Source organism: Helicobacter muridarum, assembly GCF_000765805.2.
GTDB lineage: Bacteria > Campylobacterota > Campylobacteria > Campylobacterales > Helicobacteraceae > Helicobacter_A > Helicobacter_A muridarum.
The window spans coordinates 1-13,390 of record NZ_JRPD02000032.1 but is presented as its reverse complement, the minus strand read 5'-3'; the positions used below and the strand labels follow the sequence as shown (position 1 = coordinate 13,390).

Genomic DNA, 13,390 nt, shown 5'->3' with positions numbered 1-13,390 from the left:
ACATAGTAAAAGATGAAATATCTCTTTATTATTTATAATCTATTTAGATTCTTAAGAATATTTATTTTTAGATTCTTTATGAGATTCTTTGGCTAAAGGCTCATAATGGCAAGTAAAATAAGAATAACAAATGGGATTAGGAATCATAAAGTTTTTTGAAATGTTTCGCTTCTAAAGACTTGTGTTTTAATTGTATTCAAATTAGATTTGTCAAACATAATATAAGTATATAGCTTTGTTTTTTAGTAGATTAACTCCAAATCATTGGGGTTACTATAGCCTATATAATAGCTTTTTGAATAAATAACATCAAGCAAAAAGCTTGATGTATGATTGTCATATATCAAAAAATAAACAACAAATATTTAGAAAAACTTAAATCTGTCATTAGTATGACTTACCATTACACTTTTTATCTGTTGATAGTTCTCAAGCGTTCTTTTGTGCGTTTCTCTGCCGATACCGCTTTGCTTATATCCACCAAAAGCAATATGAGCTGGGGCATCATCAAGCGAATTTACCCATACGCGCCCAGCCTTGATGCCACGGCTAAAGCGATATGCCCTATCAATGTCTTTTGTCCAAATGTAGCTTGCCAAACCATACACTGTGTCATTAGCTATTTCTAGTGCTTCTGCATCAGTTTTAAAAGTAGTTACAGAGCTAACAGGTCCAAAAATTTCTTCTTGGAAGATTCTCATCTTATTATGTCCCTTAAGCATCGTTGGCTTTACAAAGCAACCTTTTGCTAGCTCGCCTTCTGTATTTCGCTCACCACCAATAAGCAGCTGTGCACCCTCTTTTTTGCCGATTTCAATATATTCAAGTATTCTTTGCACTTGCTTTTCATCAACTTGAGAGCCTATCATCGTATCATCATCAAGTGGATTTCCTTGTTTGATAGCTTTTGCTCTTACCAAAGCTTTTTCCATAAGCCTATCATAAACACTTTCGTGGATAATGGCACGAGATGGACATGTGCAATTTTCTCCTTGATTGAATGAGAAAAATAACAACCCTTCAATGATTTTATCAACAAAAGCTTCCCCATGCTCAAACACATCAGAGAAGAATATATTAGGAGATTTTCCACCAAGCTCTAAAGTGCATGGAATAATGTTTTTTGTTGCAGATTGCATAATTTGCCGCCCCACAGCTGTTGAACCGGTGAAAGCAACTTTTGCTATACGCGGATTAGTAGCAAGATATGTGCCCACCTTTTCACCATCTCCATTAACCACATTTAAAACGCCAGCTGGTAATAAATCTCCAATAACATCAAGCATCACAAGCACGCTAGCAGGAGTAGCTGATGCAAGCTTTACTACTATAGAGTTCCCAGCAGCTAGAGCGGGAGCGATTTTCCATACAGTCATAAGTATAGAAAAGTTCCAAGGAACAATAATCCCTACAACGCCTATTGGTTCATGATAGTGATAAGCGACAGCATCATAAGTAATCTCTGAAGCCCCTCCTTCTTGAGCGCGGATAGCACTAGCAAAATAGCGGAAATGATCAATACTTAAGTCAAGATCAATTGCACGACTTTCTCTAATTGGTTTACCTTTATCCCATGTTTCTGCATGTGATAATAATTCAAAATTTTCTTCAAGCCTATCAGCAATTTTCAAAAGAATATTTGCCCTTTGCATTACACTTGTTCTCTCCCAGCCAGTTTGTGCTTTATGTGCAGCATCTAAAGCTTTATCAATATCTTTTTCTGTTGATTGAGGCACTTCACATAGCACTTGACCATTAATTGGGCTTTTGTTTTCAACATATTTCCCATCTACTGGTGCTACCCACTCCCCACCAATATAATTACCATAACGAGACTTAAATACATTTTTGCTATCTCTATACTTGCTCATAAAAATCCTTTATAAATTTAAATATTAAAGACAAACACATTTGTAAGTCTTCTTTAACTAGCGTATAATACTTTTAAAATAAAGTATCAATAATTATGGCATTGTATAAAAATATTTAATATTGTGTTACTTTTTAATACATAAATGATCAATAATTAATCTCATTTAGCATTATTTATACTTTAAATAACTATTTTTTAATATTATAAGACTATAAACTTTTCGAAATATTTATTTTATAGTTAATAGATAGAATTTATATTGCGATTGCTTTTTTATAGTTTTAGGATATTTATGTAATTGACATTTAATAATTGATTAAGAATAGATAAAAAAGGACTATGAAAATAAAATAATAAAATTTAGATTAAAGATAGACTATTAAAATTAAAATCATCTCTCAATGGTTAGATTATTTCTTCGATAATGCTAGCAAAATTATTTGCCTCTAAGCTAGCACTACCTATTAGAACTCCGTCCATAATTTCGCAAATCTCCTTAGCATTAGTTAAGGCTACGCTTCCGCCATATATACAAATCTTAACTCCCATATTACGCAACATATGCTTGACTTTATTTATGTATTCTAATGTGGCTGTCTGCTTACTACCAATAGCCCATACAGGCTCATAGGCTATATATAGCATAGAATAATTAAGATCGATGCCTTGTAGCTGATTCTCAAAACAAAAGTAAAGTTCAGAATCTGACATACATATACTATCTTCTCCTATGCAAAGAAGAATTTTTTTATTATTTTTAACACAAAATCGAAATTTATCTTTTATATTAGACAGACTCTCTCCTAATATTTTGCGCCTCTCGCTATGTCCTAATAATATATAATTAATACCCAAGGAATCAATCACTTCAAGCCCAACCTCACCTGTGAAAGCTCCATTTATAGCAGGATAAATATTTTGCGCTCCAATTTGGAAGTAGCAAAAGCTGTTACTACTTAAACACGCCATATTTGGAAAAACAATAATTTCATGTTGTATGGCTTTAGTGCTAGCAAGCTTTGATTCCAATGTATGAAAATATTTTTGTGTGCTACTTGGAGTATGATAAGACTTAAGATTTGCTGCGATAATCTTCATATACTGCCTTTGTTGGGATAAATAATAATGCAAAGTTTGAGATATAATATTAGCATATTTTCGTAAGTATCAAAGCTTAAGGACAAATTGCAATGAATACTCTAAGGGCAGAGAATCTAAGCAAGCAAATCAAAAAAACAAAGATTGTAAATGGCATATCCCTAGAGGTGAACAACAACGAAGTAGTAGGGCTACTTGGTCCAAATGGAGCTGGCAAAACTACGACATTTTACATGATTTGCGGATTGCTTAAACCTAGTGAAGGTAAGGTTTTTTTGGATAATAATGATATTTCAAACACACCATTACACAAAAGAAGTAGCATGGGAATAGGATACTTGCCACAAGAATCAAGCGTCTTTAAAGATCTAAGCGTAGAGGATAATTTATTATTAGCAGCACAAAGTTCATTTAAGAATAAAAAGGAAATTCGCTCTCGTATAGAAGAAATGTTAGAAGCCTTTAATATCGAAACTATCCGCTATAGACGAGGCGTTAGCCTTAGCGGCGGGGAAAGGAGGCGCGTAGAAATTGCTAGGGCTCTTATTAAATCACCTAAGTTTATTCTACTTGATGAACCTTTTGCTGGAGTTGATCCTATTGCTGTTATAGATATTCAAAACATTATACAAACCCTTGTTGATATGAATATTGGCGTGTTAATCACTGATCACAATGTGCGCGAGACGCTAGGAGTTTGTCATCGTGCATATGTCATTAAAAGCGGGACATTATTTGCTAGCGGACCATCAGATGAAATTTATCAAAATCCATTAGTTAAGAAATATTACTTAGGTGATAATTTTAAGCCTTAAGTCTATCAAGCTTTAATATCATTGGTCCAGCACTTGTCATCTAAATAATCCTACTTTCTGCCCTATTTTAGCTTTTATTCCGTTTTGTCATTTTAACTTAGTGGAAAATTCCTTGTATATTGTGGACTAAATTAGTATTTGGATTTTTGCTACAATTTCTATATATTAAACTAGAGGGGAGAGAATTTTGCTAAAGGTATATTTTAAGACTTTTGGCTGTCGTAGTAATCTATATGACACGCAAGTTATGATAAATAGCCTCAAAGGTTACTCACTAATAGAAGATGCCATGCAAGCTGATATTGTCGTGATTAATTCTTGCACAGTTACTAACAAAGCAGATAGAGAAGTGCGTAGCTATGCTAAGAAATATAGCCAATTAGGTAAAAAGGTTATCTTTACTGGTTGCGGAGTCAAACATTTAGGAGAAAGCCTATTTCAAAAGAATCTTGCATTTACTGTTTTTGCACATAGCTACAAAGAAAATATCACAGATATTATTTCTAGCAACAAGAGAGTCCTCATAGCAAAAGACAAGACAAGCAAGCATATAGATTCCACGCTTATACCAAATATCATAGGCAAGGTTAGAGCATTCATTAAGATTCAAGAGGGTTGTAATTTTTCATGTAGTTATTGCATTATACCTAGCGTTCGAGGTATGGCTCGCAGTTTTCCACAAGAACATATACTAGAGCAAATAAAACTACTAGCTAGTAATCATGTAAGTGAAGTTATATTAACAGGCACAAATATAGGCAGCTATGGATTTGATACCAATACTCATATCGCAGACTTGATTACTATGATACATAATATTAATGGAATTAAAAGAATTAGGTTAGGATCATTAGAGCCTAGTCAAATAGATTCCAAATTCTTAGAAATTTTGCAACTTCCTAAGCTAGAGAGACATTTGCATATAGCACTACAACACACAAGTCCCACTATGCTAAAAATTATGAATCGCAAAAATACATTTCAAAAAGATTTGGAGCTATTTGAATACATATCATCTATGGGCTTTAGTCTAGGCACAGACTATATTGTAGGGCATTATGGAGAGAGTGAAGAGATATTTCAAGAAGCAGTATTGAATCTAGAAAAACTACCACTAACACACATTCATTTATTTATTTATAGCCCAAGGACTGGCACAAAATCAGCTATAAATAAAGATAAATTACAAAGCATAAATGGAGCTGTTGCAAAGAAGAGATTAAAAATTATTCAAGATATTGTCAAAAAGAAAAATGAAAAATTTCGAGTTAATATATTAAATAAACAAATTCCATTAAAAATTCTAATTGATGGGCAAAAGCAAATATCACTACCAAGTAAACAAAATATCCAAAAATATATTTGGACAGATATAAAGGTATTGGATATAAAACAGACAAATCTACCTCAAATAAGCCAAGATAGGCACAATAAAAATAATGATAATTTCGCATTTAGCAATTCTAGTATAACAGATGTTACTACGCTGCAACAATGCTACACTGGGCTAGACCAGTATTTCAACAGAATCTTTATCCCCAATGATTTATTGCAAAATGACATACAAAAAGGGAGCTGGCTAGATATAAAAAACTATGCGCTTTGCAAAGAATATGCAAACGCCAATATAGCAATTAATGGCTGGGATTCATGATATTTGGATTAGATTTTGGCTTAAAACGAATAGGAGTCGCGCGTCTTGTTAATGGAATAGTCATACCCATATCGCCAATTATTAGGAAAAATAGACATCAAGCAAGTAAAGAGTTAGATAAGATTCTAAACAAATGCCTAGAGAACAAAAATAAACAAGATATATTGTTAGTAATTGGGCTACCTAAAGCTAGTTTAGATTACGAGACAAAAAGTAGCAATAACCCACATATAACAAAAGAACAAATATTGCATTTCTTAGGATTAATAGATTTTAATGGTAAAGTTGAATTTATTGATGAATCAAATAGTAGTCAAGAAGCCCTAGAGAGACTAAAGCATAAAAGCTATAAATCAAGACAAATGGCGCGAAAAAATGGAGAAATTGATAGCATTAGCGCGTGCATTATCCTTGAGCGATACATGGAGCGTTTATCTAACATAGCAAATATAAGTAAAACAGCAAATATCCTTAAATCTGATGAAACAATTAATGGCAAAGATTCCAAAAATCTTATAGAATCTTCACATTTGCCAAATAAAAATAAGCTAAATTTAATAAAATCAAAAAGCTCACAAACAAACATCAATTCTTCAAAAGATTTAAATAGAGACTTCAAAATTCATATCCCTGTGTTGCTACAAGAAGTAGTAAGCACATTCGATAAGATTCTATCAACTACAGAATCTAAAGAAAAAATCGACAACTTAAATATAAAACACAACAATCAAGATATACAGATACATAACTTCATAAGAGAATGCAAGCAATGCATAATAGATTGCACATTGGGCTTTGGAGGAATGAGTAAAACTCTGCTTGAAAATTATGATAATCTTAGTATTATAGGGATAGACAGAGACACAGAAGCAATCAAGGCTAACAAAACACTAAATAAAAATTTTCCCAATAGACTGCATATACATTGGGGCGACTTTGCTAGTGCATTACCCCAAATCTTACAAATTTGCGAATGCTATCCATGCAAGCTTAAGGGGGTTTTAGTAGATATGGGCGTTAGCTCTTATCAACTTGATTGCACAAGCAGAGGATTTAATTTCAAAGCACAAAATCTTGACATGCGAATGGATTCCACACAAAAACTTCATGCAACACAAATACTTCATTCATATAACAACTATGAGTTACAAAGAATCTTTCGCGACTATGGAGAGATTCCATATTATAAAAAACTTGCTAGATTAATTATAGAAGAGCGTCAAAAAGGAGCCATCACAGGGGAAATATTACAAAATATCGCTTTAAAAATTTCTAACAAAAAAAAGATACACCCTGCAACATTGATATATCAGGCTTTACGTATTGAAGTAAATGATGAATTAGGGCAATTAGCAAGATTATTAGAATCTTGTAGCAAGATTCACAATGCGATAGTGTGCTTTATATCTTTTCATTCACTAGAAGATAAAATGATAAAAGAGAGTATGAGAAAATGGGCTAAAAGTTGTATCTGTGAGGATAACAAAATGAAGTGCGAATGCGGAAATAATAACTCAAAAGGAAAAATTATATACAAAAAGCCAATTACAGCAACCAATGAAGAACTAAGGCATAATCCTAGAGCAAGAAGTGCTAAACTAAGGGCATTTCACTTTTTATAATTTTTATCAAACCACAAGCAAAAACTCTAACCTATCGAGGCATGAGATGGAATTGCTTTTTGTTAAGAATACTAAAATTCTAATATGTAGTTTTTAGCTTTCATTTAGTAGTATAGAAACTTCCTTTCTCTAGTTTGGGTAGTATTAGCTTACTTTGGATTCTAAACAAAAAGCTTTGTTAATTAGCTAATAATACATATAGAATACTTAGCTTTAGTTTGTCGGGAAACTCTCACAATTTTTAAGTGGCGGCAATTCACAGAATCGCTACACAATTTAAGTCCATTAGACAGGAATCCTAACTATCTTTAATAGTTGGAATGAACGTCTAATAAACATAGAAAGTTTGATAAACAAATATTGAGCAAGTTTATGATTCTAAATTATTCTTGATTCTCTATTATAAGCCTCATGCTTTTTAGAATTTATTATTGCTACATTTATATTTTTATTTATTTGTCTGCATTGCAATACTAAAACATACTTGATACTATCCAAGAGGCTTGCTTTGAGTAGGTGCGTAGCTCGTCATATTGCATTTATGCAAAATTGCACTAGTTTTGTTAATTTTGGCAAATCTTATCAAAGATTTCTTTTGCTTTAAGATTCAATGCCCTTACATTATGAGTACTTGTATCATATAAAAATTCTCCATCAAAAATATGGCTTGTTCTTTGAATATTAGATGTAGCATATAGAGCATAATATTTATTCTCCTTATCCTTGGAATCCAATAAATTCTTTATTATTACCTCATCACCAAAGCCAAAAATAAAATCACTTATTAAAAGCAAATCTGCCTTTTTGTAATCTTCATCTTTCATCTTTGCTATGCCAGCCTTAAGGGCATTAAAAGAATCTGTCCCACCGCTAAAACTCATAGATAAAAAGTTCATTAGCTCAAATATCCCATTTGGTGAAGTTAAATCAAGCATTTCAACCTTGTCGCTAAAATGTATTAAAAAACATTTTCTTTTCTGTTCTTCTGCCCTCTTAGCCATAAAGATAGTTATGGATTTTGCTATTTGCTCAGGCAAACCATGCATACTACCACTTGTATCCACGCATAAAATAATAGGGCCCTTTTCCGTCTCTTCCTCTTTTTCCTTTTTTTGTATAATCTCTTTTGTAGTTTTTTCTATCTGTAATGCGGTATTATGCCCTTGTTTTTCAAAGCAAAATAAGCGATTTTCACTAAATTTCATATCAAATAAAATACTAAAATCCTCGTCATCTAATAAAGCTAATTCTTGAGGCAGAATATTTTCCAAATCTTTGCCAAGGATAACCTCGCTAATCTCATATTTTGTATAAGGAGTTGGAATTATCGCGTTATATGTATGATTAATAGTAAAATTTTCTAGCTCCATTTTCTTCTCATCTTTTGAGAGCCTGCCTAGCATGTCGCAAAGCTTTTTTATAGAATCGCTCTTTAAGATTTCAGTCCAGTTTGCAAGATTATCCAATCTTTCTTCTATACTAACCCCGCCATCATGATTAATTCTTAGTAATTCATTTTCATCTACGTATTTTTTGAGACTTTTACCAGATTCTAAGCCACTTCGCAAACACTCCATAATAGAATCTTTAAACATATTACCATATTCACCCATATTTTTTAATCGCTCATTCATCTTTTTGATAAGTTCAACCCACTCTTTTACCCTATTTATAAGCTTGTTTTTCGCATTAGAAATAGTTTTATTGCGAAAATCCATTTCCTTTTGAGTAATTTTTTTCTTCCATGTATTTAAAGCGTTAAGATATAGGGCATCTAATGTTTTTTGTATTTTAGATTCTAACGCTTTATCTTTTACCTCAACTGTTTCATTATATGTTTTAGAATCTAGTTCTTTTATTTTTTGGGCATAGAAATCCTCATCAAAGTCATCATTGTATCGTTTCGCGCTTTTTGTGAGATTATGCAAATAATCCTCTTTAATCTCTGCATTAAGATAGAGCTTATTTCTGTAATAATCAGATTTTTCTGCTTTAAGATTCTTTGGTTCTTGCTTGAGGCTAGATTCTAGCTCTTTGTTATATTGTATTATATTGGCCTCTAAGCTTGATTTTAAATTTAGAGTATCTTCTTGCAAATCATAATTAAAAACCATTGCCAAATCATCTTTTGTAAAGCTCTTATCAAGGCTTTGCAAATCCATTATAAGCCTTTGATCTTGTTTTCAAGCTTTTCTAGCTCAAGTATGTTTTGCTGTATTTCTTGCTCTGTTTCTTTAAGAGAATCCATAAGGATACTATATTCGCTTATATTGGTAATAAAACTATTGTAATTATTTTCTATAAAATTTTCTTGTTCTTTTTGGCAATTTTGAAGCTCATTTTTAACGATCTTTAACAGTTCTTGACGCGTTTTTTCATAAAGATTTTTTTGCATATATGTTAATTTTGGTTTGTCTTTTTTAATAATTAATGGATACTTTTCTATAGCAAGAAGTTTGTGTTGATAGCCATGAACATAACCATGTGAATATGAGTAAATTTTACAATCATTAGAACCAAACTCAAAATATATGTTATCTAATAAGGAAAGTTTTTCATTGTTGCAAATAGCGCATGGTCGCCTCTCATTTTCTCCAGCACGCAAATCACACAATAGTTTTACTTTTTGCTTATTTTCATTAACCAAAACTTCAAGCTCATATTCTGCATATTTTTGCCCATTGATTTCAACAATATTATCCCTTTCTTCCTTTTGGCTTAAGATATGCATTTCATTGATAAATTCTTCATATTCCTTTCTATCGCAGATAAATTTTGCACTATTAGATTCTATTGCTTGTCTTAGCATATCATCTATAATTTGCCTTTGAGATTCCACACTCCAAAGGCAATGCTTAAGCAATATTAAATCTCCTAGCACAACACTCTTTCTGTCGCTAAGTAAAGCACAAACCCTAAGCATTTCCATAATGTTTACATATCGCCTCTCGCTTACATCAATAATTTCATCTTCTACATTTTGCTGTTTTAGGATTTTATCATTATGGGCTTCTATTAGATTTTTTAGATTCTCTAATACATCAATTACGTTTTTGTCAATTTGCACCTCTTTAGCCCTTTGCTTGATAGAATCTAATTCTTCATTGCTAAATTTTAAGTCCTCATCTATTTGTATTTCATCTTGCGCACTTTGACTTTGCAAAAGAGTCCTAAAACTTTCTTTTTCTTTAAGTCTTGGGACGATTAAACGCATAATAAACCTATCATATAACGCTTCTAGGCTTTGTCCTTTTTCTGGCAATTCATTGCTAGCAGCAATTAATCCTTTTAGTGGGACATTTTCCATGCTATCGCCATTTCTAAATTTCTTTTCATTAATGATAGTCAATAAAGCATTTAAGATGGCTGGACTACTCTTCCAAATTTCATCTAAAAAGGCAAAATCAGCCATAGGCAAAAAACCATCAGTTTTCCTTATAAGCTTATCTCGGCGTAACTCACTTAAGCTTAGTGGACCAAAAATCTCCTCTGGTGTGCTAAACCGATTCATCAAATAATCAAAGAACTTATTGCTCTTGAATGCGCAAAAAATACGTCTTGCAACAATGCTTTTTGCAGTCCCAGGGGGTCCATAAAAAAATATGGATTTGCCTGCTATCATACACAAAAGAGATAGAGATATTGCCTCCTCCTTTTCTAGCAGTCCACAACTTAGCTTCGCCACAAGAGTTTGTATTCTTTCCTTGTATAGCATAGACGTCCTTTGCATTTTATTTAATTTAATTCTTAAGGCAATAAATGTAACAATTCAATAAATTTTTTTGCCACTTAAAAAACAGTATAGATAGATATGATACGCAATGAAATAAGACACAATTTTAATGTATTCTAATGTATATATGAATTATACAATACAAAAATATGACTTAAACGCATATAGGTATTTAGTTTTTGTATATTAAAGTTAATCCATGTTAAGACAAAACATAATTATCATTTTCCATCGCAAACAACTATGTTTATAAACTGTAAAACTACCATATTATTAGATTAAAAGCCATCAATTATAAATCTAAATGTATATTAACTTTTTACTATTAAATATGAATATTTAGGATATTATTCCAATAAATTCAAAATATTTATACGAAATTTTATAATACTTATCAACAAAAACCTAATTATTAAGCTAATATTGCTAAAGTTTCGTTAAATAAATTGTTAAGGAAAACTATGAATATTACAAGAAGAGACTTCCTAAATGGTATGGCTGTTGCGGTAGTTGCTGGTATGTCGCCTCTGCAATTACTTTATGGCAAAGACGCAAAAAATATCTCTCATAAACTTTTAACCAAGGACGATTACTATCCTCCAAAGCTCATAGGGCTTAGAGGAAGCACGAATGAAAGCTATGAGTTCGCACATGCTCTACGCGATGGAGATGAATTTGACTTTAAGAATCTTAATATAGAAGAAAAATATGATTTAGTTGTCGTTGGAGCTGGTATTAGCGGATTAGCTGCTGCTTGTGTATATCAAGATAAAATGGGAAATAAAAAGAAAGTTTTAATCCTTGATAATCACGATGATTTTGGTGGACATGCAAGGAGAAATGAATTCTATATCAATGACAAGATGATTCTAAGTTATGGTGGTAGCGAATCTTTACAATCTCCAAAAGCACTTTATTCAAAAGAGGTTGTTGAATTTTTAGGTAAATTGGGAATCAATATTGACGAATTAGCAAAAAAGTTTGATGTAAATTTTTACCCTGATTTAAATTTAAGTCGCGGAGTTTATTTTAACAAAAACGACTTCGGGGAAGACAAAGTAGTAAGCGGTAATCCTAGAAAAGTCATTTGCGATGACATTCCAGAAGATAGAATAAATGGGAGAACATATAAAGATTTTATAGCTGATTTTCCCATGAGTATTAATGATAAAAAAGATTTAATCAATCTATTTGAAAATCCCAAAGATTATTTAGATGGGATGAATGAGCAGCAAAGAATAGAGTATGTAAATAAAACAAGTTACAGAAATTTTTTACGAGATAAGGTAAAGCTATCATCTAAAGCCATTTATTTCTTTGAGGGAATGACTGATGACTTCTTAGCACTTGGTATTAGTTCAATTTCTTGTGAAGATGCTAGAATCTCATTTTTACCCGGCTTTGATAATCTAAAACTACCACCATTAGATGAGGAAGCACAAGCAGAGGTTAATGAGCCCTACATTTATCATTTTCCTGATGGTAACGCAACTATTGCAAGGGCAATGGTAAAAAGGCTAATTCCTCAAGTTGCAAATGCAAAAAATATAGAAGAGCTTGTTTTGGCAAAGTTTGATTATTCTAAGCTTGATATGTCTAATTCCACAACCAAAATTCGCCTAAATAGCACTGTAATTAATGTAGAAAATACAAAAAATGGCGCGCTTGTAACCTATATAAGCATGATTGATAAAAAGTTACATAAAATATTTGCAAAAAAAGTAATTATGGCAAATTACAATAGCTCAATTCCTTATATAATCCCAACAATGCAAAAGATTCAAAAAGAATCACTTGCAAAATGTGTCAAAACTCCGTTAATCCACACTAAAGTAATTATTAGAAATTGGCAACCATTCATAAAACTAGGAGTACACGAAATCTATTCTCCAAGAATGTTTTATGCTAGAACTAAACTAGACTATCCTGTAGATATAGGAAGCTACAAACACCCAAGGAATCCAAAAGAGCCAATTTGTGTGCACATGGTAGGCTCTCCTATGATGCTAAATAGAGATTTTGCAGATGGCGATGAGTTTGATGCAAGAGAAATTTCAAGACTAGCGCGCCATTCTCTTTTTGCTTTATCTTTTTCTGATCTAGAAACAATGATTAGGGAGCAATTACAAGGTATGTTAGGAAAAGCTGGATTCAATCATCAAAAAGATATTTTAGCTATTACCCTTAATCGTTGGGGGCACTGCTATGCCTATACCTTTAATAGCCTCTATGATGATGAAAAAGAGAGTGAAAAAATTATTGCACAAGCAAAAAAGCCATTTGGAAACATCACCATTGCTAATTCCGATTCAAATTGGGACGCTTACGCGCACACAGCTATAGAAGAAGCTATGAGAGCAGTTAAAGAGCTATGATAAGAATCTCCCTTACCACTCCTATAATCTTCACTGCGTTTAAGTCCAACTACCTTTGTCATGTCTTAAAGAGCAAAGAAACTAGTCTTATTTACTGATTGCTTTGTCTTTAGATGAAGCATCTCATTAATAGAGATTCTTCATCTAGCTTTAGGCTAGGTTTAGAGTGATAATAGGAGTAGATACTTCATAATGATAAAATGAGTAATACAACTAAGAT

The 13,390-nt window shown here is 32.1% G+C and carries 8 protein-coding genes; 4 read left to right on the top strand and 4 right to left on the bottom strand.

Going from position 1 to position 13,390, the window contains the following annotated elements:
- Positions 1–365: 365 nt before the first annotated feature.
- Positions 366–1,871 (bottom strand): aldehyde dehydrogenase family protein, encoded by a 1,506-nt coding sequence (locus LS73_RS09005; RefSeq protein WP_034557893.1) that lies wholly within the window; start codon positions 1,869–1,871, stop codon positions 366–368.
- 407 nt (positions 1,872–2,278) lie between these two features.
- On the bottom strand, positions 2,279–2,971 hold the full coding sequence (locus LS73_RS09000) for a triose-phosphate isomerase (RefSeq protein ID WP_034557891.1): 693 nt from the start codon (positions 2,969–2,971) through the stop codon (positions 2,279–2,281).
- Positions 2,972–3,063: 92 nt separating this feature from the next.
- On the opposite strand from LS73_RS09000, the gene lptB reads away from it, so the two are divergent.
- The 3 genes from lptB (at position 3,064) to rsmH (ending at position 7,062) form a co-directional block, all read left to right on the top strand.
- Entirely contained in the window at positions 3,064–3,786 is a 723-nt protein-coding gene (gene lptB / locus LS73_RS08995; RefSeq protein WP_034557890.1) for an LPS export ABC transporter ATP-binding protein, read from the top strand.
- Between the two features lie 187 nt (positions 3,787–3,973).
- Complete coding sequence (locus tag LS73_RS08990) at positions 3,974–5,440, top strand: MiaB/RimO family radical SAM methylthiotransferase (RefSeq protein ID WP_081955553.1); 1,467 nt, start codon at positions 3,974–3,976, stop codon at positions 5,438–5,440.
- The gene (gene rsmH / locus LS73_RS08985; RefSeq protein WP_104731165.1) at positions 5,437–7,062 is read left to right on the top strand and encodes a 16S rRNA (cytosine(1402)-N(4))-methyltransferase RsmH; all 1,626 of its coding nucleotides are present in this window, start codon (positions 5,437–5,439) and stop codon (positions 7,060–7,062) included. Before LS73_RS08990 ends, rsmH begins: the two co-directional genes overlap by 4 nt.
- 563 nt (positions 7,063–7,625) lie before the next feature.
- On the opposite strand, the gene LS73_RS08980 is transcribed toward rsmH, so the two are convergent.
- Positions 7,626–9,224, bottom strand: a complete 1,599-nt coding sequence (locus LS73_RS08980) for a VWA domain-containing protein (RefSeq protein WP_052089592.1) — start codon at positions 9,222–9,224, stop codon at positions 7,626–7,628.
- On the bottom strand, positions 9,224–10,777 hold the full coding sequence (locus LS73_RS08975) for an AAA family ATPase (RefSeq protein WP_052089591.1): 1,554 nt from the start codon (positions 10,775–10,777) through the stop codon (positions 9,224–9,226). The genes LS73_RS08980 and LS73_RS08975 overlap by 1 nt, the downstream gene beginning before the upstream one ends.
- 479 nt (positions 10,778–11,256) lie before the next feature.
- Here LS73_RS08975 and LS73_RS08970 point away from each other — a divergent pair, with 479 nt between their 5' ends.
- Positions 11,257–13,170 (top strand): NAD(P)/FAD-dependent oxidoreductase, encoded by a 1,914-nt coding sequence (locus LS73_RS08970; protein WP_034557888.1) that lies wholly within the window; start codon positions 11,257–11,259, stop codon positions 13,168–13,170.
- Positions 13,171–13,390 lie beyond the last annotated feature (220 nt).